Source organism: Curtobacterium sp. BNK-1, from assembly GCF_048685235.1.
GTDB classification, from domain to species: domain Bacteria; phylum Pseudomonadota; class Gammaproteobacteria; order Enterobacterales; family Enterobacteriaceae; genus Pantoea; species Pantoea agglomerans.
Map to the genome: position 1 here is coordinate 3,344,982 of NZ_JBLQTJ010000001.1, position 24,367 is coordinate 3,369,348.

18 protein-coding genes, 2 tRNA genes and 4 rRNA genes are annotated in these 24,367 nt (G+C 53.8%); 14 read left to right on the top strand and 10 right to left on the bottom strand.

Annotated elements, in window-relative coordinates:
• Window positions 1-5: 5 nt before the first annotated feature.
• From mreD to csrD, 4 genes are all read right to left on the bottom strand, one after another.
• A complete protein-coding gene (mreD, locus tag ACMGGP_RS15765; protein ID WP_010256045.1) occupies window positions 6-494 on the bottom strand; it encodes a rod shape-determining protein MreD in 489 nt (162 codons plus the stop codon).
• On the bottom strand, window positions 491-1,513 hold the full coding sequence (gene mreC / locus ACMGGP_RS15770; RefSeq protein WP_010256043.1) for a rod shape-determining protein MreC: 1,023 nt from the start codon (window positions 1,511-1,513) through the stop codon (window positions 491-493). Before mreC ends, mreD begins: the two co-directional genes overlap by 4 nt.
• 148 nt (window positions 1,514-1,661) lie before the next feature.
• Window positions 1,662-2,705, bottom strand: coding sequence for a rod shape-determining protein MreB (gene mreB / locus ACMGGP_RS15775; RefSeq protein WP_004385136.1), 1,044 nt, complete (start codon window positions 2,703-2,705; stop codon window positions 1,662-1,664).
• 311 nt (window positions 2,706-3,016) lie between these two features.
• Complete coding sequence (csrD, locus tag ACMGGP_RS15780) at window positions 3,017-4,966, bottom strand: RNase E specificity factor CsrD (protein ID WP_010256019.1); 1,950 nt, start codon at window positions 4,964-4,966, stop codon at window positions 3,017-3,019.
• Window positions 4,967-5,252: 286 nt separating this feature from the next.
• Between csrD and msrP the strand changes: the two genes are divergently transcribed.
• From msrP to ACMGGP_RS15850, 14 genes are all read left to right on the top strand, one after another.
• Window positions 5,253-6,257, top strand: a complete 1,005-nt coding sequence (gene msrP / locus ACMGGP_RS15785) for a protein-methionine-sulfoxide reductase catalytic subunit MsrP (protein ID WP_033787988.1) — start codon at window positions 5,253-5,255, stop codon at window positions 6,255-6,257.
• Window positions 6,258-6,863, top strand: coding sequence for a protein-methionine-sulfoxide reductase heme-binding subunit MsrQ (gene msrQ / locus ACMGGP_RS15790; protein WP_010699820.1), 606 nt, complete (start codon window positions 6,258-6,260; stop codon window positions 6,861-6,863). It abuts the gene before it with no gap.
• A gap of 208 nt (window positions 6,864-7,071) precedes the next feature.
• Window positions 7,072-7,548 carry a type II 3-dehydroquinate dehydratase gene (gene aroQ, locus ACMGGP_RS15795; RefSeq protein ID WP_022623946.1) on the top strand — a complete coding sequence of 159 codons (477 nt, stop codon included), beginning with the start codon at window positions 7,072-7,074 and terminating at the stop codon, window positions 7,546-7,548.
• Window positions 7,549-7,573: 25 nt separating this feature from the next.
• Window positions 7,574-8,035 carry an acetyl-CoA carboxylase biotin carboxyl carrier protein gene (gene accB / locus ACMGGP_RS15800; protein WP_010256009.1) on the top strand — a complete coding sequence of 154 codons (462 nt, stop codon included), beginning with the start codon at window positions 7,574-7,576 and terminating at the stop codon, window positions 8,033-8,035.
• Window positions 8,036-8,046: 11 nt separating this feature from the next.
• Window positions 8,047-9,396, top strand: coding sequence for an acetyl-CoA carboxylase biotin carboxylase subunit (accC, locus tag ACMGGP_RS15805; protein WP_010256007.1), 1,350 nt, complete (start codon window positions 8,047-8,049; stop codon window positions 9,394-9,396).
• 72 nt (window positions 9,397-9,468) lie between these two features.
• Window positions 9,469-9,711 carry a YhdT family protein gene (locus tag ACMGGP_RS15810; RefSeq protein WP_010256005.1) on the top strand — a complete coding sequence of 81 codons (243 nt, stop codon included), beginning with the start codon at window positions 9,469-9,471 and terminating at the stop codon, window positions 9,709-9,711.
• Window positions 9,701-11,146, top strand: coding sequence for a sodium/pantothenate symporter (panF, locus tag ACMGGP_RS15815; RefSeq protein WP_010256003.1), 1,446 nt, complete (start codon window positions 9,701-9,703; stop codon window positions 11,144-11,146). The genes ACMGGP_RS15810 and panF overlap by 11 nt, the downstream gene beginning before the upstream one ends.
• Window positions 11,147-11,162: 16 nt before the next feature.
• Complete coding sequence (gene prmA, locus ACMGGP_RS15820; protein ID WP_010699821.1) at window positions 11,163-12,044, top strand: 50S ribosomal protein L11 methyltransferase; 882 nt, start codon at window positions 11,163-11,165, stop codon at window positions 12,042-12,044.
• A 283-nt stretch (window positions 12,045-12,327) separates the two neighbouring features.
• Window positions 12,328-13,377, top strand: a complete 1,050-nt coding sequence (gene dusB / locus ACMGGP_RS15825; RefSeq protein ID WP_022623947.1) for a tRNA dihydrouridine synthase DusB — start codon at window positions 12,328-12,330, stop codon at window positions 13,375-13,377.
• Between the two features lie 23 nt (window positions 13,378-13,400).
• Complete coding sequence (gene fis / locus ACMGGP_RS15830) at window positions 13,401-13,697, top strand: DNA-binding transcriptional regulator Fis (protein ID WP_003855228.1); 297 nt, start codon at window positions 13,401-13,403, stop codon at window positions 13,695-13,697.
• A gap of 543 nt (window positions 13,698-14,240) precedes the next feature.
• Entirely contained in the window at window positions 14,241-15,266 is a 1,026-nt protein-coding gene (locus tag ACMGGP_RS15835; protein ID WP_010255984.1) for an amino acid ABC transporter substrate-binding protein, read from the top strand.
• 68 nt (window positions 15,267-15,334) lie between these two features.
• A complete protein-coding gene (locus ACMGGP_RS15840; RefSeq protein ID WP_498798625.1) occupies window positions 15,335-16,513 on the top strand; it encodes an amino acid ABC transporter permease in 1,179 nt (392 codons plus the stop codon).
• A 15-nt stretch (window positions 16,514-16,528) separates the two neighbouring features.
• Window positions 16,529-17,629 (top strand): amino acid ABC transporter permease, encoded by a 1,101-nt coding sequence (locus ACMGGP_RS15845; RefSeq protein ID WP_010255980.1) that lies wholly within the window; start codon window positions 16,529-16,531, stop codon window positions 17,627-17,629.
• Window positions 17,630-17,649: 20 nt separating this feature from the next.
• Window positions 17,650-18,399, top strand: coding sequence for an amino acid ABC transporter ATP-binding protein (locus ACMGGP_RS15850; protein ID WP_498798626.1), 750 nt, complete (start codon window positions 17,650-17,652; stop codon window positions 18,397-18,399).
• A gap of 194 nt (window positions 18,400-18,593) precedes the next feature.
• Here the strand turns inward: ACMGGP_RS15850 and rrf (ACMGGP_RS15855) are convergent.
• From rrf (ACMGGP_RS15855) to ACMGGP_RS15880, 6 genes are all read right to left on the bottom strand, one after another.
• Window positions 18,594-18,709, bottom strand: a 5S ribosomal RNA gene (rrf, locus tag ACMGGP_RS15855).
• Between the two features lie 34 nt (window positions 18,710-18,743).
• Window positions 18,744-18,819: transfer RNA gene (locus tag ACMGGP_RS15860), tRNA-Thr, on the bottom strand.
• A gap of 14 nt (window positions 18,820-18,833) precedes the next feature.
• A 5S ribosomal RNA gene (gene rrf, locus ACMGGP_RS15865) occupies window positions 18,834-18,949 on the bottom strand.
• A gap of 211 nt (window positions 18,950-19,160) precedes the next feature.
• Window positions 19,161-22,069 (bottom strand): 23S ribosomal RNA (locus tag ACMGGP_RS15870).
• 230 nt (window positions 22,070-22,299) lie between these two features.
• Window positions 22,300-22,374, bottom strand: a tRNA-Glu gene (locus ACMGGP_RS15875).
• An 88-nt stretch (window positions 22,375-22,462) separates the two neighbouring features.
• Window positions 22,463-24,002, bottom strand: a 16S ribosomal RNA gene (locus tag ACMGGP_RS15880).
• Together the 16S, 23S and 5S rRNA genes with 2 tRNA genes alongside form the textbook arrangement of a ribosomal RNA operon.
• Window positions 24,003-24,367: the final 365 nt, after the last annotated feature.

Here is a 24,367-nt window from a genome sequence, read left to right on the forward strand (position 1 = left end):
TTTCCTTATTGAACAGCGAACTGACGACGAATTTTTCTCATTAATAAGAATAGCCAGGGCCAGAGAATACCGTCGACGACACTGCTCCAGAAAATTTCAGGTCGGAATGAAACGTTGATTACCAGGAATTCAGCCCAGAAGACAATCACATCCATCGCCAGCGACAGCACCATAACCATTAACGCTTGCTGCCACAACGCTAAGTTGCGGAATAACTGGAACTTAAAGGCAATCAGGTAGGCGATGATACTGAGCGCCAGCGCACGCACGCCGAGTGTGGAACCCGCAATCAGATCCATGATGGCACCCAGCACAAATCCGCTACCGACATTGACCCGATGCGGCAGTGCGAGCACCCAATAGATAAGGATCAACAGCAGCCATGAGGGCCGGAACATATAAATTTCATCCGGCCAGGGCATGATCTGCAGGACAAGCGCAACCAGGAAGGAGAGCCAGATGACCCAACGTCCCTGGCTGCGATATCGACTCAAGGCTGCCCCCCGCGTGAACGCGAGGAGTTGCTTTGTCCACTGCTGCTGGTAGCTGAAGGTGCAGGCGGTCCCATCTGTACGGCAGGCGCAGGCGGGCCCATTTCTCCCGCAGGCGGTAAGACCTGCGGCATCATCTGCATCAGACGCTCGTTCGCAACGCGATGAACTTCATCCTGCGGCAGCGGCATATCACCATTGCGATCGGCGCCCCACAGCAGCAGCAGGTAACGCAGACGCTGCAGACCCGCGGTCGGATGCGCCTGAATCACCGTATAGGCGCGTTGGGTATCCACTTTTACCGAAGAAACCACACCCACCGGATAGCCTTCAGGGAATCGGCCACCGATACCTGAAGTCACCAGTACATCGCCGACCCGAATGTCCGTATTACCCGGCAGATGCTCAAGCTGAAGATCTTCAGTACAACCGTTACCTGCGGCAATGACACGAATATCATTACGCAGCACCTGAATCGGCAGGGCATGTGACGCATCACAGATCAGCAGAACACGGCTGGTGAGTTGTCCGACAGCGATGACCTGACCGACTACCCCTTTATCACTGATGACCGGCTGGCCTTCATAGACGCCGTTGACGCTGCCTTTGTCGATTACCACCTGGTCGGTGTAAGGATCGGTGCCGGTGGAGATGACCTGTGTCACCATCTTTTGCTCATCCTGACGCAGCGGTGAACCCAGCAGTTCACGCAGGCGTGCGTTTTCCTGCTTATATTGCCCCAGCATTAGCAGGTTACTGTTTTTCAGGAAGAGCTCACGACGTAACGCTTTGTTTTCCTGCTCGAGTTGCTGACGCGACGCCAGCGACTCTGACACGCCATCCAGCAGCTGACGTGGCCCATTGGCCAGGAAGTAAAACGGACTGACCGACGTATCCAGATAGTTGCGTATTTGGGTGAAAGAACCCACACGGCTGTCGGCAATGATAATGGCAATCGCCACGATAACCGCCAGGAATAGACGCAACTGCAGGGAAGGTCCCCTGCTAAAAATCGGCTTCATATAATCTGCGTGATCCTCGACAACAGGAGAGGAAGCGACGGCGTAACACCGTGCTTCCCTGGGCTGAACGCACTGCACCGGCACAGATTGCGCCGGTTCACATGCCACTCCCTCGCATGATCATTGCGTTCTTAGCCGGTTGAGGCAATTATTCTTCGCTGAACAAATCGCCGCCATGCATGTCGATCATTTCCAGCGCTTTGCCGCCACCGCGAGCCACACAGGTCAGTGGATCCTCAGCAACCACAACCGGAATGCCCGTCTCTTCCATCAGCAGACGATCCAGGTTGCGCAGTAACGCACCACCGCCGGTCAGCACCATGCCGCGCTCCGAAATATCTGAAGCCAGCTCAGGCGGACACTGCTCAAGGGCAACCATCACCGCGCTAACGATGCCGGTTAATGGCTCCTGCAGCGCTTCCAGAATTTCATTAGAGTTCAGTGTAAAGCCGCGCGGTACACCTTCTGCCAGGTTACGACCACGCACTTCGATCTCACGGACTTCATCACCCGGATAGGCTGAACCGATCTCATGCTTAATACGTTCTGCGGTCGCTTCGCCGATCAGTGAACCGTAGTTACGACGCACATAATTAATAATAGCTTCATCGAAACGATCGCCACCAATACGCACTGACGAGGAGTAGACCACACCGTTCAGCGAGATCACCGCAACTTCTGTGGTACCGCCACCAATATCCACCACCATTGAGCCAGTCGCTTCTGAAACGGGCAGACCCGCACCAATTGCTGCAGCCATCGGCTCTTCAATCAGAAACACTTCACGCGCGCCTGCGCCCTGAGCGGATTCACGAATCGCGCGGCGTTCAACCTGTGTTGCCCCGACGGGTACGCAGACCAGCACACGCGGGCTGGGACGCATAAAACTGTTGCTGTGAACCTGCTTGATGAAGTGTTGCAGCATCTTTTCGGTCACGAAGAAGTCAGCGATAACGCCATCTTTCATCGGACGAATCGCTGCGATATTGCCTGGCGTACGGCCAAGCATCTGTTTGGCCTCATGACCCACGGCCGCAACACTTTTCGGTGAACCGGCACGATCCTGTCGAATAGCGACGACGGAGGGCTCGTTCAGTACGATGCCCTGTCCTTTCACGTAAATCAGGGTATTCGCGGTACCCAGGTCAATGGACAAGTCGTTGGAAAACATGCCACGAAATTTTTTAAACATACTAAGGGGTAATCCTGCAAGCTGGGGGCGGAAAATAAAATCCGCTTACTTTACCAACCACACGAAGCTGCCACAAGGCGCAAAAACGTTCTGCTTCGGTGAAAAAAGACGCCTGATTGCGTTTAAGTCATCTGAACTGGCGATCCACAACAGCAGAATGGCGACCAGACGCCATCAGCACTGCATTTCACGCTATTTCCCCTCGCCCTGTCCGACATAAAATCTAACATTTCCGGCAGTAAGTTCAGAGGTTCAGACGCGGATAAACATTAAAAAAAACCGTAAATTTCCGTCAGTACGACCGCAATTCATTAAATACGGTAACGTTGTGAATACTTCTTCACGTTACTGTTAACCGGAAGCGAGGGAGCAAAAAAGTCGCCCTGCCCACCTGCTACGCCCAACGCGACTAAAGTTTGCCACTCCGCCTTAGTGCGGACACCGGTAGCAAACACCTGAATGCCCGTACATTTACAGACTTCCAGCAGACTCTGCACAAACAGCTGATTTTCAGTCCGGCGCTCAATATTGCGTACCAGACCGGCATCAAGCTTGATCAGTTCCAGCGGCAGCTGTCGTATATAGGCGCTGCTTACCACGGTTAAACCCGCCTGATTTACCGCAACCCGACAGCCAAAAGCCTTAAGTGCGCGGAAAACTGGCGTTAAACGATTGATGTGTTGACAAACATCTGCCTCGGCAAGTTCAAATAAAAATCGTTTTCTTTGCGCTTTCGGGCACTGCAGCAGCATGTTCTGCAGCCAGAGGATAAAAGAGCGCTGCAGAAGCGAGGTAATCGTCACCGGGATCACCAGCGTCTCTTCTGGCCAGAGTTCAGAGAGTGCCGCAATGCGGGTCATTAACTGGCGATCCCAGCCATCAGCCATGCCGAGCTGCTGTACAAGGGGCATATATTCTGCGGCCAGCACTTCTTTATCGCCGTCGAAGATGCGGGTCAGCATCACCCGGTGCTGTACCTTACCCTCAATATTGACGGTGGGTTTATGATAGAGCCGCGGGCCGCCACGGCTAAGCGTGTTCTCCAGCAGGGTTCGCCAGCGCACACTACCCCGCCCGGCGTCCTGCGGATTTCCGGCACCATTGGTCCAGTTGTTGCCGCCCAGCAGTGCCGCACGTCGGGTAGCCATTTCGGCATTTTCCATCACCTGCGGCACAGTCTGCCCGCTGTGCCAGGCGCTGATACCGATATGAATGAGATCATCACGATTAACCAGCCGCATCGGCGGCAGAGAATCAACAGCATTGATCAGCTGATCCGCAATACTGTTTGCCTCTTTGAGACTGCGATGCGGCAGTAGCACGGCAAAATCACTGCGGAAATAGCGTGCCAGCAGGGCGCCAGGATAGCGCAGCACAAAGGTGGAAAGCATGTTGACGAAATTGAAGAGGTACTCCTCAACCAGCCCCGGCTCCAGCGAATCCTTCAGCGTGTCCAGATCGGGCAGGCGCACCATCATCACCACACCATGGGTGCCGACTGCTTCCTGATCCTCCAGCAGGGTGGCGAGCTGGTTATCAAAGAACAGCCGGTTGTTGAGACCGGTGCGTCCATCCTGCGCAGCAAAGGTGCGGATCAGCGTGTCGATACGCAGACGCTGCTCGCCCGCCTCCTGCAGATCCGCCAGCAACACATCCAGTGCGCGGCTCGCTCTCGGTGGCCACTCATCCGCACCGCGTTTCGGCATTACACCGCGCTCACCGCTGATAATCGCCTCTGCCCGTACTTCAAGATGCTCCATACCGCGCCACTGCCGACTGAGCCAGCGATGCATCAGCAGCAGCACCAGACTCATCACCAGCATGACGGTAAACAGGATGCCCAGCGTAGAGGTGCCGGTAATGGAGCGCAGCCAGGTTTTGGCAGGATCAAGGGTGACGACCCGCAGCTCTAACCCCGTCTGGTGCATCAAAGGCACATCGACCTGGATAAAACGATTAGGCTCGTCTTCCAGCATCTGGTTTTCGTGTCGGGAGAGGGTAAGGAAAGTCTGCCTGCCGTTGTGAAGAGAAATCTGCTCGGCATTCATTATCGGCATCATACGCGTGAGCCAGACATGCAGCTCTGCCGGCGTCTGGGTGAACATCGCCTGATCCACTTCGGTCGCCAGTATCTGCGCCCGATGTTCAACCCGCTGATGACTGAACCAGAAAACACTGAATGCACAGCCTGCCAGCATCAACGACATGGCCAGCAGGCTTAAAAAGGTAATAAACGCAGATAATTTTGTGGTTAATCGCATCCCTGTGCCTGTATTACTGCGGTGATAACCGGATCACCCAACCTTGTACCGTCAGCCTGACGAAAACGCGAGCAAAAATAGCATAATTTGCCGTTGCCGACAGCGCCGGGACGTATGAAGCCGAAGTATATCGTCGGGATATCATCGCTGACGTTGATCCTGGCACTTTTCGGTGCATTCTCATCGTACCGGCCAGCCAGGAAATTTCACATTTTCAGGGCGAAACTGGCTGATATCAGTAATAGTCATCATGCTGGTTAATGACATCCTGTCTGGAGAAGGCACCATGAAACGCACACCCCGTCTGACCGAAGCCGACGTAACGCCGGAAAGCATTTTTAACATGAAGCGCCGCCAGGTGCTGAAAACGCTGGGACTGAGCGCAGCGGCGATGGGTATGCCGGGCGTGGCGCAAGCCGATATTCTCAGCTGGTTCAAAGGCAACGATCGCCCACCCGCGCCAGCAGGCCGGCCGCTGGACTTTACCAAACCAGCACAATATCAGGCCGATCTGACCTTAACGCCTGCGGATAAAGTTTCCGGCTATAACAACTTCTATGAGTTCGGGCTGGATAAGGCCGATCCGGCCGCCAATGCCGGTACGCTGAAAACAGAGCCCTGGAAACTGACCATTGATGGCGAAGTGGCTAAGCCCGTGACCCTGGATATGGATGACATCTTTAAACGGTTTGCCATGGAGCAGCGAATCTATCGCATGCGCTGCGTGGAGGCCTGGTCGATGGTGGTGCCCTGGATAGGCTTTGAGCTGAATAAGCTTATCTCTCTGGCGGAACCCACCAGCAAAGCGCGTTTTGTCGCCTTCCAGACGCTGTACGATCCTGAGCAGATGCCAGGTCAGAAAGATCGCTTTATTGGCGGCGGACTCAATTATCCCTATGTCGAAGGTTTACGTCTGGATGAAGCCATGCATCCGCTGACCATTCTGACTACCGGCGTCTATGGCAAAGCGCTGCCGCCGCAGAATGGCGCGCCGATTCGCCTGACGGTGCCGTGGAAATATGGTTTTAAGGGCATTAAGTCGATTGTCAAAATCACCCTGACCGCAAATCAGCCACCAACGACCTGGAACCAGATCGCCGCAGATGAATATGGTTTTTATGCCAATGTGAATCCGCATGTTAATCATCCACGCTGGTCGCAGGCCACTGAGCGATTTATTGGCCCGGGCGGAAGTCTGAAGGTCGAACGTCAGCCAACGCTGCTGTTTAACGGCTATGCCGAACAGGTTGCGTCGCTCTATCGTGGCCTGGATTTACGGGGGAATTACTAGGTGGTACGCCTGTCGATAAAACAGATCACCTGGCTTAAGGTGATTCTGCATCTGGCGGCCCTGTTGCCGTTGGTTTATCTGGTTCTTGCCGCGATGCAGGGCGGCCTGAGTGCGGATCCGGCAAAAGATATTCAGCATTTTACCGGCCGCATGGCGCTGAAACTGCTGCTGGGTACGCTGCTGGTCTCACCGCTGGCACGTTATGGCAGGCAACCGCTGTTAATCCGCACCCGGCGTCTGCTTGGCGTCTGGACGTTTGTCTGGGCTTCTCTCCATCTGCTGAGCTATTACCTGCTGGAGCTGGGCGCTGACAATCTGCGTCTGCTGGGCAGCGAGCTGATTTCCCGTCCCTATCTGACACTGGGGATTATCAGCTGGCTGATATTACTGGCCCTGGCGCTGACGTCGTTTCAGCGCGCTCAGCGCAAGCTCGGTAAGCGCTGGCAAACCCTGCACAACGCGGTCTATCTGGTGGCCATTCTGGTGCCGATTCACTATATCTGGTCAGTGAAAACCGTGTCACCCCAGCCACTTATCTACGCACTACTTGCTGCAATACTGTTAGCCTGGCGTTACAAAAAATTTCTCAAATGGTGGCCTCGCTAGCGCTTCACCCGTTGTTTTCCTCTGCACTTTTCTGATAAAAGATGTGGCCCGCAGGCCACATCCGATCATCTTCGCAGATAAGACCAGTATTTTGCTGCGAAATGACACGAAACGGATATAATGCCCGGCTTTATTGCTCGTCGGGTCTTCTTTTTCATTCTCAAAGGTGACAAATGAAGATTCGCAAGGTATTTTACGCGATGCCTCAATGATTGCGGGAGATGGCAGCACGATGGCGCATAAATTACATATTCTGCTTTTAAACGGGCCCAACCTGAACCTGTTGGGAACGCGTGAACCTGAGAAGTATGGTCATACCACGCTGCGTCAGATCGTTGACGATTTGACACGTCAGGCAGACCAGTTGAATGTGGAATTGAGCCACCTGCAAACCAATGCTGAATTTCAGCTGATTGATCGCATTCATGAGGCCAAAGGCAATGTGGATTACATCATTATTAATCCTGCCGCGTTTACCCATACCAGTGTCGCACTACGTGATGCCCTGCTGGCGGTAGAAATACCGTTTATCGAGGTTCATCTCTCCAACGTGCATGCCCGCGAGCCCTTCCGCCATCACTCCTATCTTTCTGATGTCTCTGCTGGCGTGATCTGTGGGCTTGGCGCTGACGGCTACACATGGGCTTTACAAACGGCAGTAAAACGCCTGTCTCAAACTAATTAATCAAACTGAGTACGGAACCCCACTCATGGATATTCGTAAAATTAAAAAACTGATCGAACTGGTTGAAGAGTCTGGCATTTCAGAGCTGGAAATTTCTGAAGGTGAAGAGTCCGTTCGCATCAGCCGTGCACCTGCAAACGTGGGTTACCCGATGATGCAGCAGACTTACGCTGCGCCGGTTCAACAGCCTGCTCTGGCAACAGCTGTTGCTCCTGTTGCAGCGGTTGCCGAAGCGGCACCGGCTGAAATCAGCGGTCACATCGTGCGTTCACCAATGGTAGGGACCTTCTACCGTACGCCGAGCCCGGATGCGAAAGCCTTTGTGGAAGTCGGCCAGAAAGTGAATGCCGGCGATACCTTGTGCATCGTCGAAGCCATGAAAATGATGAACCAGATCGAAGCTGACAAATCAGGTGTAGTGAAAGCGATCCTGGTTGAAAGCGGTCAGCCGGTCGAATTTGACGAGCCACTGGTTATCATCGAGTAACGGGGCAGATCATGCTGGATAAAATTGTTATTGCTAACCGTGGTGAGATTGCGCTGCGCATTCTGCGTGCCTGTAAAGAACTGGGCATCAAGACTGTTGCGGTACACTCAAGCGCGGATCGTGACCTGAAGCACGTGCTGCTGGCAGACGAAACCGTCTGCATCGGCCCGGCGCAGTCAGTTAAAAGTTACCTCAACATCCCGGCGCTGATCTCTGCTGCAGAGATCACCGGCGCGGTGGCGATTCACCCTGGCTACGGCTTCCTCTCTGAGAATGCCGATTTTGCTGAGCAGGTTGAGCGCTCCGGCTTTATCTTTATCGGTCCGAAAGCAGACACCATTCGCCTGATGGGCGACAAAGTCTCTGCGATTAATGCGATGAAGAAAGCAGGCGTCCCAACCGTACCCGGTTCTGACGGTTCGCTGACCGATGATATGGAAAAAAACCGTGCCTTTGCGAAGCGCATCGGTTATCCGGTCATCATCAAAGCCTCTGGCGGCGGCGGCGGTCGTGGTATGCGCGTTGTGCGCAGCGACAAAGATCTGGAACAATCCATCAACATGACGAAAGCGGAAGCCAAAGCGGCTTTCAGCAACGACATGGTTTACATGGAGAAGTATCTGGAGAATCCGCGCCACATCGAGATTCAGGTTCTGGCTGACGGCCAGGGCAACGCGATCTATCTGGGCGAACGTGACTGCTCTATGCAGCGTCGTCACCAGAAAGTGGTTGAAGAAGCGCCAGGCCCAGGTATTACTGAAGAACAGCGCAGCTTTATCGGCAATCGTTGTGCCAAAGCCTGTATTGAGATTGGCTATCGTGGCGCAGGTACCTTCGAGTTTCTGTACGAAAACGGTGAGTTCTACTTCATTGAGATGAACACCCGTATTCAGGTGGAACATCCGGTGACCGAGATGATCACTGGTGTGGATCTGATCAAAGAGCAGCTGCGCATTGCTGCGGGTCAGCCACTGTCGATCAAACAGGACGAAGTGGTTATTCGCGGACATGCGGTCGAGTGCCGTATTAACGCTGAAGATCCGGTCACCTTCCTGCCAAGTCCGGGTAAAATCACCCGCTTCCATGCGCCAGGCGGTTTTGGCGTGCGCTGGGAGTCGCATATTTACTCAGGCTACACCGTACCGCCGTATTACGACTCCATGATCGGTAAGCTGATCACTTATGGCGAAACGCGCGACGTGGCTATCGCCCGCATGAAGAATGCGCTGGCGGAACTGATCATCGACGGTATCAAAACCAACGTTGAACTGCAGATGAAAATCATGTCCGACGAAAACTTCCAGCACGGTGGAACCAATATCCACTATCTGGAGAAAAAACTCGGCTTGCACGAGAAGTAAACGCAACGCTGAGTCAGTCAGAGGCCGGTTAATCCGGCCTTTTTCTTTTGCCGCTGGCGTTAAGGTTGAATCATGGATGCTCGTTTTATACAGGCACATAAAGAGGCGCGCTGGTCGCTCTACCTCACCCTGCTCTGGCTCGCTGCCTGGGGGCTTTCTGCCTGGCTGGGTGGCAGTGAAATTGGTATCACCGGCCTGCCGCGCTGGTTTGAACTCTCCTGCCTGTTTGCTCCCCTGTTGTTCATATTCCTGTGCTGGATGATGGTGCGGTTAATTTTCCGCGACATGCCGCTGGAGGACACAAATGAACAGTGAAATTATCCTGCCGTTACTGATTTATCTGGTGTTGATTGCCGCGCTGTCGGTGTTTGCCGTGCGCAAAAGGCGCGAGGGTAGCTTCCTCACTGAATATTTCCTTGGCAGCCGCTCCATGGGCGGATTTGTGCTGGCGATGACGCTCACCACCACCTATATCAGCGCCAGCTCGTTTATTGGTGGTCCCGGTGCCGCCTACAAATATGGGCTGGGATGGGTATTGCTGGCGATGGTGCAGGTGCCCGCCGTCTGGCTCTCGCTGGGTGTGCTGGGGAAAAAGTTTGCCATCCTGGCGCGCAAGCATAATGCGGTGACGCTGAATGACATGCTCTACGCCCGCTATCAGAGCCCGCTGCTGATCTGGCTGGCGAGTCTGAGCCTGCTGGTTGCCTTTATCGGTGCCATGACGGTGCAGTTTATTGGCGGCGCGCGGCTGCTCGAAACCGCCGCAGGCATCCCGTATGACACGGGTCTGCTGATTTTTGGCGGCACTATTGCGCTCTACACCGCTTTTGGCGGGTTCCGTGCCAGCGTTCTCAATGACGCCATGCAGGGCATCGTGATGCTGATTGGCACATTTCTGCTGCTGTTCGCGGTGATTCATCAGGCTGGCGGCCTGAGCACGGCCGTGCAGAAACTACATGACATTGATCCCGCTCTGCTGTCGCCGCAGGGACCGGGTGAGATTATAACGCCGACCTTCCTCAGTTCATTTGTCGTGCTGGTCTGCTTTGGGGTGATTGGCTTGCCGCATACTGCGGTGCGCTGCATCTCTTATAAAGACAGCAAGGCAGTCCATCGGGCCATTATTCTGGGTACCATTGTGGTGGTGATCCTGATGCTGGGAATGCATCTGGCCGGTGCGCTGGGCCGGGCGATACTGCCGAATCTGACCGTGCCGGATAGTGTTATACCCACCCTGATGATCACTGTGCTGCCACCGTTAGCTGCCGGACTGTTTCTGGCAGCCCCCATGGCCGCCATTATGTCGACCATTAATGCCCAGCTGTTACAGGCTTCGGCTACGCTGATCAAAGATCTCTATCTGCGTGTTGCCCCACAGCAGATGGAAAATGAGACGCGGCTGCGGCTGTTATCTGGCACCATTACGTTCGCACTGGGTCTCCTGCTGCTGATTGCGGCCTGGAATCCACCCGATATGATTATCTGGCTCAACCTGCTGGCCTTTGGCGGCCTTGAGGCGGTTTTCCTCTGGCCGCTGGTACTGGGTCTCTACTGGGAACGCGCTAATGCCGCAGGCGCCATCACCGGCATGGTGGTGGGTGGAGGCTGCTACGCTTTTCTGGCGAGCCTGAACCTGCAGATTCTGGGTTTTCATCCCATTGTGCCCTCACTGCTTTTAAGCCTGCTGGCATTTTTAGTGGGCAACCTGTTTGGACGCGCGCCGCAAACGGTCGACGCGCCGCAACATTGACGGAAAGAGAGACGTTATGCCGTGGATTCAAATCAAAATTAATAGCTCAGGTGAACACGCGGAAACGCTGAGCGATGCGCTGATGGACATCGGTGCGGTTTCAGTGACCTTTCAGGATACCAACGACACGCCGGTGTATGAGCCGCTGCCAGGTGAAACCCGCCTGTGGGGCGATACCGATGTTATCGGCCTGTTCGATGCAGAAACTGATATGGCCGCGATTACCGCCGAACTGGCGCAGCATCCGTTGCTGGGCGCCGGTTTTCGTCACCGGATCGAGCAGATCGAAGATAAAGACTGGGAGCGCGAATGGATGGAAAACTTCCATCCGATGCGCTTCGGTGAGCGGCTCTGGATCTGTCCGAGCTGGCGTGATGTGCCGGATCCTGATGCCGTCAACGTGATGCTCGATCCCGGCCTGGCGTTTGGGACCGGCACGCATCCGACCACCTCACTCTGCCTTACCTGGCTTGACGGGCTGGATCTGGTGGGCAAAACGGTGATCGATTTCGGCTGTGGTTCGGGGATCCTGGCGATCGCCGCACTGAAGCTGGGCGCGGCTCAGGCGATCGGGATTGATATCGATCCGCAGGCTATTCAGGCCAGCCGGGATAATGCTGAGCGCAACGGCGTCTCTGATCGCCTGTCGCTCTATCTGCCCCACCAGCAACCCGAAAATCTGCAGGCTGATGTGGTGGTGGCCAATATCCTGGCCGGCCCGCTACGTGAACTGGCCCCGCTGATCAGCGTACTGCCGAAGTCTGGCGGTCATCTGGGCCTCTCGGGCGTGTTAGAGAGCCAGGCAGAGAGCGTCTGCGAAGCGTATGTCAGCGAGTTCACGCTCGACCCGGTTGCGGTTAAAGAGGAGTGGTGCCGGATTACCGGGATTAAATCCTGAATATGGCGCCTGTCTGCCGCCTCTGATATCGCGCTGCCCGGAACAAAGTGCCTTAACAGAACATTCAGCCAGCCCGTAGCGTAAGTTGCGGGCTTTCCCGATTTGAAATGGATGCTTGTATCGTTAATCACGGCATGTGACGTTTTTTATCTGGCGAATTGACGTACTTTTCTGGAAAAATTTTTGCTCACAATTTCAGCATAAATTATTAAGTCATTGATATTTAAGCTTAATAAATATGCGCATCGATCATGACCCGGATTTCATTGATCTTTCTTGCTGATTGTTCAAAGTTTGGCCTTTCATCTTCCTGCAAAAATGCGTAATATACGCCGCCTTGCAGACACAGTATGGCCATTCTGACTTCATGCGTATTGGAAACCTCCAGCTGAGAAATCGACTGATTGCAGCACCGATGGCCGGTATTACCGACAGGCCGTTCAGGGCGCTGTGTCACGAAATGGGTGCGGGCATGGCAGTTTCTGAGATGTTGTCTTCAAACCCGGAAGTCTGGGCTAGCGACAAATCTCGATTACGTATGGTTCACAGCGATGAGCCAGGCATTCGCGCCGTGCAAATTGCCGGTTGCGATCCCAGTGAAATGGCGCAAGCTGCACGCATTAATGTTGAGGCTGGTGCACAGGTCATCGACATTAATATGGGATGCCCTGCCAAGAAGGTTAACCGCAAAATGGCGGGTTCAGCCTTGCTGCAATATCCCACCGTGGTGGAGTCAATTCTCTCCGCAGTGGTTAATGCAGTGAATGTGCCGGTTACGCTGAAAATTCGTACTGGCTGGGATCCTGAAAACAGGAACTGTGTCGCGATTGCCCAATTGGCTGAACGCTGCGGTATACAGGCTCTGACGATACATGGTCGCACTCGTGCCTGCCTGTTCAACGGAGAAGCTGAATATGACAGCATTCGGACAGTTAAGCAGAGTGTCTCCATTCCGATTATCGCGAATGGAGACATAACTGACCCGCATAAAGCCAGAGCGGTGCTCGACTATACAGGGGCCGATGCTCTGATGATAGGACGTGCTGCTCAGGGAAGACCGTGGATCTTCCGGGAAATCCAGCATTATCTGGACACTGGGGAGTTGCTTGCCCCGCTGCCGATGGCAGAGGTCAAGCGCTTGCTTGTTTCGCATATACGTGAGCTGCACGACTTTTACGGTTCAGGCAAGGGATACCGTATAGCGCGAAAGCACGTCTCCTGGTACCTGCAGGAGCACGCCCCGAATGACCAGTTTCGGCGCACATTCAACGCCATTGAGGATGCCAGCGAACAGCTGGAGGCGTTGGAGGCATACTTCGAAAATCTTGCGTAACGAAATAAAGAGCTGAAAGAACTATGTTCGAACAACGCGTAAATTCTGACGTACTGACCGTTTCAACCGTTAACTCACAGGATCAGGTAACTCAAAAACCTTTGCGTGATTCGGTTAAACAGGCACTGAAGAACTATTTTGCTCAACTGAATGGTCAGGATGTGAGCGACCTGTATGAGCTGGTTTTGGCTGAAGTCGAGCAGCCTCTGTTGGACATGGTGATGCAGTATACCCGTGGCAATCAGACCCGTGCTGCCCTGATGATGGGTATCAACCGCGGTACGCTGCGTAAGAAATTGAAAAAATACGGCATGAACTGATTTTTAGTTCTGTCTGTAAATCACGCCAGCCTTCGGGCTGGCGTTTTTATTTGTGCGTCGACGCACAAAGCCACGGTAATGATAGTGAAACAGTTTCCGGTAATATGGTAACTGTAGTTGCAATCGCTGGCGTGATATTTCACCCTCTCGCTTTTGCCTGCTGTGATTTGACTTAGTGCCTGCCTGACCCTCACCTCGCTTCACATCCCCGCCACTGCTGGGTATGTGACTTTCTGCGCATTAAAAAGCAACGCAATCTCTTCATACATTTCTGCCTGAGTGAATGCTCACACTGCTCCCACATAGTGAAACTATTTGCACTAAATGTGATCGGGTCGACTCGCATTGCTTCCTTTTGGTGCGCCATATTAGCGGAACTTTCTAAGTGCTTCCGATTATTAACCGTTCTTTCATACGAATTCAGGAACCTGCAAACCTGGCATCAGCTTTGCAGAGTCGTGGATGGCTGACCGCCACAGACAGGAAAAACGCACACTAAAGTGCGCAAACATAACAACATGATCCCGCCACACAGGATGCTTTATGAAAAAGATGATGCTCTCTACGCTGATCGCTGCTGCCTCGCTGGTTGCCGTTGCTCAGCAAGCACACGCAGGCACCACACTGGATGCGATAAAGAAAAAAGGTTTTGTTCAATGTGGTATCAGTGACGGCTTGCCGGGCTTCTCCTATGCAGATGCTGGCGGCAAGTTTACCGGTATCGATGTGGATGTGTGTCGTGCGACGGCTGCCGCTGTGTTTGGTGATGCGACCAAAGTGAAATATACCCCGCTGACCGCGAAAGAGCGTTTTACCGCTCTGCAGTCCGGCGAGGTGGATGTGCTTTCACGTAATACCACCTGGACCTCATCGCGCGATGGCGGCATGGGCTTCCTGTTTGCGGGCGTGAACTATTACGACGGTATCGGCTTCCTGACTCACCAGAAGGCCGGCCTGAAAAGTGCGAAAGAGCTGGATGGTGCCACTGTCTGTATTCAGGCGGGAACCGACACCGAGCTGAACGTAGCGGACTTCTTTAAAGCCAACAAAATGCAATATACGCCTGTGACCTTTGACCGCTCTGATGAATCGGCTAAAGCGCTGGATAGCGGACGTTGCGATACGCTGGCATCTGACCAGTCTCAGCTTTACGCATTACGCATTAAGCTGGGCAAACCGGACGAATTTATTGTTCTGCCCGAAGTGATCTCCAAAGAGCCGCTGGGGCCGTTGGTGCGTCGTGGTGATGATGACTGGTTCACCATCGTGAAGTGGTCGCTCTACGCCATGCTGAATGCGGAGGAGATGGGCATCTCCTCGAAGAACGTTGATCAGATGACGGCCAAGCCAACCACACCAGACATGGCACACTTCCTGGGCGCCGAAGGTGATTTTGGTAAGGATCTGAAGCTGGATAACAAGTGGGCCTACAACATCGTCAAGCAGGTGGGTAACTATCAGGAAAGCTTTGACCGTAACGTCGGTAAAGACAGCGCACTGAAGATTGCACGTGGTCAGAATGCGTTGTGGAACCAGGGCGGTATTCAGTACGCACCACCGGTACGTTAACAGACCTCACTAATCGGGCACCCTATTCTGTGGTGCCCTACCCCAGCTTTCGTTACTGAGGTTTCAACATGTCACAACGCCCAACCGTGAAAAGGGATTTTTCATTTGGTAATCCCACGGTTCGCGCCTGGATTTATCAGCTCATCGCCGTCGTCGCGGTGCTTGGTGTGGTGGGTTATCTGGTGCATAACACCATTATTAACCTTGCTAATCGCGGTATTACATCGGGGTTTGGATTTCTTGAGCGCACTGCCGGTTTCGGCATCGTTCAGCATCTGATTGAGTACACTGAGGGAGATACCTACGCGCGCGTGTTTCTGGTCGGATTAACCAACACGCTGCTGGTCTCTGCACTCTGTATTGTTTTCGCTTCGATTCTCGGATTCGCGGTCGGTCTTGCCCGCCTTTCTGACAACTGGCTGCTGCGGAAACTCTCGAATATCTATATCGAAACCTTCCGTAATATCCCACCCCTGCTGCAAATCTTCTTCTGGTACTTTGCAGTCTTACGCAATCTACCGGGCCCACGTCAGGCGCTGAATGCTTTTGACCTGGCATATGTCAGTAATCGCGGACTCTACGTTCCATGGCCGACCTATGCAGCAGGCAGCTGGCCGTTTGTTATTGCACTGCTTCTGGCCGCGGCTGTGAGCTATGGCCTGTACCGCTTTAACCGTAAACATCAGCTGAAATCCGGTCAGTTACGTCGCACATGGCCCGCTGCCGTTGCGATGCTGATTCTCTTTCCTTTGCTTGCACACCTTGGGTTTGGCCCAGCCACGCACTGGGATGTGCCACAACTGCGCGGTTTCAATTTCCGTGGCGGCTCGGTGATGATACCGGAGCTGGCAGCCCTGACGCTGGCACTGTCGATTTATACGTCGTCGTTTATTGCTGAAGTGATCCGCTCCGGGATCCAGTCGGTCCCCTATGGTCAGCATGAAGCAGCGCGGTCGCTGGGGCTGCCTAATCCGGTTACGCTGCGCCAGGTGATTATTCCGCAGGCCATGCGCGTCATTATTCCGCCACTAACCAGCCAGTATCTGAACATCGTGAAGAACTCCTCACTCGCCGCCGCTATCGGTTATCCCGATATGGTGTCGCTGTTCGCCGGATCGGTACTGAATCAGACCGGTCAGGCCATCGAGACGATTGCTATCACGATGGGCGTTTACCTGATTATCAGCCTGCTGATATCAATGCTTATGAACTTCTACAACCGCAAAATTGCGCTGGTTGAGCGTTAAGAGAACGGGATAACTATGTCTGTGACTACGCATGAAACGCCCCCCGTCCCGACGACTCTGGTCAGTCGCGCCTGGTTTTGGGCTCGTAAAAACCTGTTTTCCAGCTGGTTTAATACGCTACTGACGCTGTTTTGCATCTGGGTTATCTGGCACGTCATTCCACCCGCGCTGAACTGGCTGGTCTTTCAGGCAAACTGGATCGGCACCACGCGCGCCGATTGCACCAAAGAGGGTGCCTGTTGGGTCTTTATCCATGCTCGTTTCGGCCAGTTCATGTATGGGCTTTACCCGCATGAGTTGCGCTGGCGTATTAACCTGGCGCTGGTGATCGGCCTGCTGTCGATTGTGCCGATGTTCCTGAAGAGCCTGCCGTATCGTGGACGCTACATTGCTGCCTGGGCTGTCATCTATCCGGTGATTGTCTGGTTTCTGCTGTATGGCGGCTATCTGGGGCTGGAACGTGTCGAAACACGTCAATGGGGCGGATTAACGCTGACGCTGATTATTGCGTCGGTGGGTATTGCCGGTGCGCTGCCGCTGGGTATTTTGCTTGCACTGGGCCGTCGCTCACGCATGCCGGTCGTGCGCACGCTGTCGATTATCTTTATTGAGTTCTGGCGCGGCGTGCCGCTGATTACCGTACTGTTTATGTCATCCGTGATGCTGCCGCTGTTTATGTCTGAAGGCACTAACATCGACAAGCTGGTGCGCGCGCTGGTCGGCGTCATTCTGTTCCAGTCCGCCTATGTGGCAGAGGTGGTTCGCGGTGGCCTGCAGGCACTGCCGAAAGGTCAGTACGAAGCAGCCGAATCTCTGGCGCTGGGCTACTGGAAGACGCAGATGCTGGTTATTCTGCCCCAGGCGCTGAAGCTCACTATTCCCGGCCTGGTCAATACTATCATCGCACTGTTTAAAGATACCAGCCTGGTCATCATCATTGGTCTTTTCGATCTGTTCAGCAGCGTCCAGCAGGCAACGGTCGATCCGACCTGGCTGGGGATGTCGACCGAAGGTTATGTCTTTGCTGCACTGGTCTATTGGATCTTCTGTTTTAGCATGTCGCGCTACAGCCAGTATCTGGAAAAGCGCTTTCACACCGGGCGTACATCGCACTGAGGTTTTACATGACTGACTCTATGACACACTCTTCCGACGCGTTGATGATCTCGCTTGAGAACGTGAATAAATGGTACGGGCAATTCCATGTACTGAAAGACATCAACCTGCAGGTTAAACCCCGTGAACGCATCGTACTGTGCGGACCTTCCGGCTCCGGCAAATCGACGACGATCCGCTGTATCAACCATCTGGAAGAGCATCAGCAGGGCCGCATTGTTGTTGACGGTATCCATCTTAATGATGACGTTCGTAACATTGAGCGCGTGCGCACCGAAGTCGGTATGGTCTTCCAGCACTTCAATCTCTTTCCACATCTGACCGTACTGCAAAACTGCACGCTGGCACCTTCCTGGGTAAGAAAGATTCCAAAGAAGGAAGCTGATGAGCTGGCCATGCACTATCTGCAACGCGTACGTATTGCCGAGCATGCACATAAGTTTCCGGGCCAGCTTTCTGGCGGACAGCAGCAGCGTGTCGCCATCGCCCGCTCACTCTGTATGAAGCCCAAAATTATGCTGTTTGATGAGCCCACGTCAGCGCTGGATCCTGAGATGGTTAAAGAGGTGCTGGATACGATGATTGGTCTGGCGGAGGATGGGATGACCATGCTGTGCGTCACCCATGAGATGGGCTTTGCCCGAACGGTGGCTGACCGGGTGATCTTTATGGATCGGGGAGAGATCGTCGAAGTCGCGCCACCGCAGGAGTTTTTTGCGAATCCAAAATCGGAGCGTACCCGGGCGTTTTTATCGCAGGTTATTCACTGATCAGACGTTCAGTTATCTCATTACCCGGCCTGGTGCCGGGTTTTTTTATGGCCTGAACAGCCGCTTTAATATGCTTACTGACCTGTTGCTGTTATGAATAGACAGACAGATACGCTGTGAAGAGGGAGTTTTATCGCGGTTTGCCACAACGAAAAAAGCCCTTCGCATACGCAAAGGGCTCTCTCTTATTTGATGCCTGGCAGTTCCCTACTCTCGCATGGGGAGACCCCACACTACCATCGGCGCTACGGCGTTTCACTTCTGAGTTCGGCATGGGGTCAGGTGGGACCACCGCGCTACAGCCGCCAGGCAAATTCTTTTATTTACCGAACTCGTGTCTTAACTGGTGCTGATACCCAGAGTCGAACTGGGGACCTCACCCTTACCAAGGGTGCGCTCTACCAACTGAGCCATATCAGCACACTAAATTTGATGCCTGGCAGTTCCCTACTCTCGCATGGGGAGACCCCACACTACCATCGGCGCTACGGCGTTTCACTTCTGAGTTCGGCATGGGGTCAGGTGGGACCACCGCGCTAAAGCCGCCAGGCAAATTCTTTGTGCTCTGTCCTGTGTCTTTTGTGCTGATGCTGCGTTGGCCGCCCTCGCGCTACTCCGTCACATACTTCAGTATGCTCCTTCGTATCGCCCGGTTGCCGCCTTGCCTCAGCGCAAAATCCTTCGGACTTCAGTCCGCAGGACACAACTGTATCCGGTTAACAAGCTGAAAACCTGTCTCTCAAAAACGCCTCTGGCGTTGTAAGGTTAAGCCTCACGGGTCATTAGTACCGGTTAGCTCAACGCATCGCTGCGCTTACACACCCGGCCTATCAACGTCGTAGTCTTCAACGTCCCTTCAGGACTCTCAAGGAGTCAGGGAGAACTCATCTCGGGGCAAGTTTCGTGCTTAGATGCTTTCAGCACTTATCTTTTCCGCACTTAGCTACCGGGCAATGCCATTGGCATGACAACCCGAACACCAGTGGTGCGTTCACTCCGGTCCTCTCGTACTAGGAGCAACCCCCCTCAATTCTCCAGCGCCCACGGCAGATAGGGACCGAACTGTCTCACGACGTTCTAAACCCAGCTCGCGTACCACTTTAAACGGCGAACAGCCGTACCCTTGGGACCTACTTCAGCCCCAGGATGTGATGAGCCGACATCGAGGTGCCAAACACCGCCGTCGATATGAACTCTTGGGCGGTATCAGCCTGTTATCCCCGGAGTACCTTTTATCCGTTGAGCGATGGCCCTTCCATTCAGAACCACCGGATCACTATGACCTGCTTTCGCACCTGCTCGAGCCGTCACTCTCGCAGTCAAGCCAGCTTATGCCATTGCACTAACCTCACGATGTCCGACCGTGATTAGCTGACCTTCGTGCTCCTCCGTTACTCTTTAGGAGGAGACCGCCCCAGTCAAACTACCCACCAGACACTGTCCGCAGCCCGGATCACGGGCCTACGTTAGAACATCAAACATTAAAGGGTGGTATTTCAAGGTTGGCTCCACGCAGACTGGCGTCCGCGCTTCAAAGCCTCCCACCTATCCTACACATCAAGGCTCAATGTTCAGTGTCAAGCTGTAGTAAAGGTTCACGGGGTCTTTCCGTCTTGCCGCGGGTACACTGCATCTTCACAGCGAGTTCAATTTCACTGAGTCTCGGGTGGAGACAGCCTGGCCATCATTACGCCATTCGTGCAGGTCGGAACTTACCCGACAAGGAATTTCGCTACCTTAGGACCGTTATAGTTACGGCCGCCGTTTACCGGGGCTTCGATCAAGAGCTTCTCCTTACGGATAACCCCATCAATTAACCTTCCGGCACCGGGCAGGCGTCACACCGTATACGTCCACTTTCGTGTTTGCACAGTGCTGTGTTTTTAATAAACAGTTGCAGCCAGCTGGTATCTTCGACTGGCTTCGGCTCGGGGAGTAAATCCCTCCACCTACGCGCCAGCGTGCCTTCTCCCGAAGTTACGGCACCATTTTGCCTAGTTCCTTCACCCGAGTTCTCTCAAGCGCCTTGGTATTCTCTACCTGACCACCTGTGTCGGTTTGGGGTACGATTCTGTGTTACCTGATGCTTAGAGGCTTTTCCTGGAAGCTGGGCATTTATCACTTCAGCACCGTAGTGCCTCGTCGTCACGCCTCAGCGTTAATAAGGGACCGGATTTACCTGGACCCTCCGCCTACACGCTTAAACCGGGACAACCGTCGCCCGGCCGATATAGCCTTCTCCGTCCCCCCTTCGCAGTAACACCGAGTACAGGAATATTAACCTGTTTCCCATCGACTACGCCTTTCGGCCTCGCCTTAGGGGTCGACTCACCCTGCTCCGATTAACGTTGAACAGGAACCCTTGGTCTTCCGGCGAGCGGGCTTTTCACCCGCTTTATCGTTACTTATGTCAGCATTCGCACTTCTGATACCTCCAGCATGCCTCACAGCACACCTTCGACGGCTTACAGAACGCTCCCCTACCCAACAACGCCTAAGCGTCGCTGCCGCAGCTTCGGTGCATGGTTTAGCCCCGTTACATCTTCCGCGCAGGCCGACTCGACCAGTGAGCTATTACGCTTTCTTTAAATGATGGCTGCTTCTAAGCCAACATCCTGGCTGTCTGTGCCTTCCCACATCGTTTCCCACTTAACCATGACTTTGGGACCTTAGCTGGCGGTCTGGGTTGTTTCCCTCTTCACGACGGACGTTAGCACCCGCCGTGTGTCTCCCGTGATAACATTCTTCGGTATTCGCAGTTTGCATCGGGTTGGTAAGCCGGGATGGCCCCCTAGCCGAAACAGTGCTCTACCCCCGAAGATGAGTTCACGAGGCGCTACCTAAATAGCTTTCGGGGAGAACCAGCTATCTCCCGGTTTGATTGGCCTTTCACCCCCAGCCACAGGTCATCCGCTAATTTTTCAACATTAGTCGGTTCGGTCCTCCAGTTAGTGTTACCCAACCTTCAACCTGCCCATGGCTAGATCACCGGGTTTCGGGTCTATACCCTGCAACTTAACGCCCAGTTAAGACTCGGTTTCCCTGCGGCTCCCCTATACGGTTAACCTTGCTACAGAATATAAGTCGCTGACCCATTATACAAAAGGTACGCAGTCACCCCCATAAAGAAGGCTCCCACTGCTTGTACGTACACGGTTTCAGGTTCTGTTTCACTCCCCTCGCCGGGGTTCTTTTCGCCTTTCCCTCACGGTACTGGTTCACTATCGGTCAGTCAGGAGTATTTAGCCTTGGAGGATGGTCCCCCCATATTCAGACAGGATACCACGTGTCCCGCCTTACTCATCGAGCTCACAGCTTGTGTGCTTTTGTGTACGGGAGTATCACCCTGTACCCTGCGACTTTCCAGACGCTTCCACTAACACACAAACTGATTCAGGCTCTGGGCTGCTCCCCGTTCGCTCGCCGCTACTGGGGGAATCTCGGTTGATTTCTTTTCCTCGGGGTACTTAGATGTTTCAGTTCCCCCGGTTCGCCTTGCAGCACTATGTATTCATGCTGCAATGATGCACAGAGTGCACCGGGTTTCCCCATTCGGACATCGACGGCTGTAGCGGTTCATATCACCTTACCGTCGCTTTACGCAGATTAGCACGTCCTTCATCGCCTCTGACTGCCTGGGCATCCACCGTGTACGCTTAGTCGCTTAACCTCACAACCCACAGGCGTTTTACAACGCTGCGTGCTGCAAGCATTTGAGAGACTCGAACGCATCGCTGAGTCATTCCTTATTACGGAGGAATGACGCGCTGCGTCGTTTCAATTTTCAGCTTGTTCCGGATTGTTAAAGAGCAAATATCTCAAACGCGGCCCGGCTGCTTACGCAACCAAATCGGTTTTGAGATACTGTATGGAGACACCTTTCACCTGTCACCAAGCAGGTGGCGTCCCCTAGGGGATTCGAACCCCTGTTGCCGCCGTGAAAGGGCGGAGTCCTAACCGCTAGACGAAGGGGACACAAAAGTGTCACGACTTCGCAGCCGTCCTGCTCATTACTTTTTATCAGACAATCTGTGTGGACACTGCGCGGGAAGGTATCTTCAGGTAAGGAGGTGATCCAACCGCAGGTTCCCCTACGGTTACCTTGTTACGACTTCACCCCAGTCATGAATCACAAAGTGGTAAGCGCCCTCCCGAAGGTTAAGCTACCTACTTCTTTTGCAACCCACTCCCATGGTGTGACGGGCGGTGTGTACAAGGCCCGGGAACGTATTCACCGTGGCATTCTGATCCACGATTACTAGCGATTCCGACTTCACGGAGTCGAGTTGCAGACTCCGATCCGGACTACGACGCACTTTGTGAGGTCCGCTTGCTCTCGCGAGGTCGCTTCTCTTTGTATGCGCCATTGTAGCACGTGTGTAGCCCTACTCGTAAGGGCCATGATGACTTGACGTCATCCCCACCTTCCTCCGGTTTATCACCGGCAGTCTCCTTTGAGTTCCCGACCGAATCGCTGGCAACAAAGGATAAGGGTTGCGCTCGTTGCGGGACTTAACCCAACATTTCACAACACGAGCTGACGACAGCCATGCAGCACCTGTCTCACGGTTCCCGAAGGCACTAAGGCATCTCTGCCAAATTCCGTGGATGTCAAGAGTAGGTAAGGTTCTTCGCGTTGCATCGAATTAAACCACATGCTCCACCGCTTGTGCGGGCCCCCGTCAATTCATTTGAGTTTTAACCTTGCGGCCGTACTCCCCAGGCGGTCGACTTAACGCGTTAGCTCCGGAAGCCACTCCTCAAGGGAACAACCTCCAAGTCGACATCGTTTACGGCGTGGACTACCAGGGTATCTAATCCTGTTTGCTCCCCACGCTTTCGCACCTGAGCGTCAGTCTTTGTCCAGGGGGCCGCCTTCGCCACCGGTATTCCTCCAGATCTCTACGCATTTCACCGCTACACCTGGAATTCTACCCCCCTCTACAAGACTCAAGCCTGCCAGTTTCAAATGCAGTTCCCAGGTTAAGCCCGGGGATTTCACATCTGACTTAACAGACCGCCTGCGTGCGCTTTACGCCCAGTAATTCCGATTAACGCTTGCACCCTCCGTATTACCGCGGCTGCTGGCACGGAGTTAGCCGGTGCTTCTTCTGCGGGTAACGTCAATCGACGCGGTTATTAACCCCATCGCCTTCCTCCCCGCTGAAAGTACTTTACAACCCGAAGGCCTTCTTCATACACGCGGCATGGCTGCATCAGGCTTGCGCCCATTGTGCAATATTCCCCACTGCTGCCTCCCGTAGGAGTCTGGACCGTGTCTCAGTTCCAGTGTGGCTGGTCATCCTCTCAGACCAGCTAGGGATCGTCGCCTAGGTGGGCCATTACCCCGCCTACTAGCTAATCCCATCTGGGTTCATCCGATAGTGAGAGGCCCGAAGGTCCCCCTCTTTGGTCTTGCGACGTTATGCGGTATTAGCCACCGTTTCCAGTGGTTATCCCCCTCTATCGGGCAGATCCCCAGACATTACTCACCCGTCCGCCACTCGTCACCCGAGAGCAAGCTCTCTGTGCTACCGTCCGACTTGCATGTGTTAGGCCTGCCGCCAGCGTTCAATCTGAGCCATGATCAAACTCTTCAATTTAAGTTTGATTTGCTTAAACAAGTTAAGCGGTGCTCATCTGTAAAACGTCATAATGAATTTCATTATGTGTTCACTCGTGAGGCTTGATATTTTTTTACGTCCGGAGACGCTGATATCAATCCTGCGAGTGCCCACACAGATTGTCTGATAAATTGTTAAAGAGCAGTGCGAACAGTGCGTTAGCGTCCTGTCGCGAGGTGGCGTATATTACGCTTTCCTCCTGCAGAGTCAACCTCTATTTCAGAAGTTTTTCTCCGGCGGCGCAGTCTCCTGTGCCTCTCAACCCGCTTCCCGTTGCCGGTGTTCCGTGTCGATGGAGGCGCATTATAGGGATCCCGTTTCAGAGCACAACCCTTTTTTTGGAT

Bases quoted from the DNA above. Each gene is read 5' to 3' on its own strand.
- mreC (WP_010256043.1), bottom strand. From the start codon at position 1,513: ATGAAGCCGATTTTTAGCAGGGGACCTTCCCTGCAGTTGCGTCTATTC.
- mreB (WP_004385136.1), bottom strand. From the start codon at position 2,705: ATGTTTAAAAAATTTCGTGGCATGTTTTCCAACGACTTGTCCATTGAC.
- csrD (WP_010256019.1), bottom strand. From the start codon at position 4,966: ATGCGATTAACCACAAAATTATCTGCGTTTATTACCTTTTTAAGCCTG.
- msrP (WP_033787988.1), top strand. From the start codon at position 5,253: ATGAAACGCACACCCCGTCTGACCGAAGCCGACGTAACGCCGGAAAGC.
- aroQ (WP_022623946.1), top strand. From the start codon at position 7,072: ATGATTGCGGGAGATGGCAGCACGATGGCGCATAAATTACATATTCTG.
- accB (WP_010256009.1), top strand. From the start codon at position 7,574: ATGGATATTCGTAAAATTAAAAAACTGATCGAACTGGTTGAAGAGTCT.
- accC (WP_010256007.1), top strand. From the start codon at position 8,047: ATGCTGGATAAAATTGTTATTGCTAACCGTGGTGAGATTGCGCTGCGC.
- ACMGGP_RS15810 (WP_010256005.1), top strand. From the start codon at position 9,469: ATGGATGCTCGTTTTATACAGGCACATAAAGAGGCGCGCTGGTCGCTC.
- panF (WP_010256003.1), top strand. From the start codon at position 9,701: ATGAACAGTGAAATTATCCTGCCGTTACTGATTTATCTGGTGTTGATT.
- prmA (WP_010699821.1), top strand. From the start codon at position 11,163: ATGCCGTGGATTCAAATCAAAATTAATAGCTCAGGTGAACACGCGGAA.
- fis (WP_003855228.1), top strand. From the start codon at position 13,401: ATGTTCGAACAACGCGTAAATTCTGACGTACTGACCGTTTCAACCGTT.
- ACMGGP_RS15835 (WP_010255984.1), top strand. From the start codon at position 14,241: ATGAAAAAGATGATGCTCTCTACGCTGATCGCTGCTGCCTCGCTGGTT.
- ACMGGP_RS15840 (WP_498798625.1), top strand. From the start codon at position 15,335: ATGTCACAACGCCCAACCGTGAAAAGGGATTTTTCATTTGGTAATCCC.
- ACMGGP_RS15845 (WP_010255980.1), top strand. From the start codon at position 16,529: ATGTCTGTGACTACGCATGAAACGCCCCCCGTCCCGACGACTCTGGTC.
- ACMGGP_RS15850 (WP_498798626.1), top strand. From the start codon at position 17,650: ATGACACACTCTTCCGACGCGTTGATGATCTCGCTTGAGAACGTGAAT.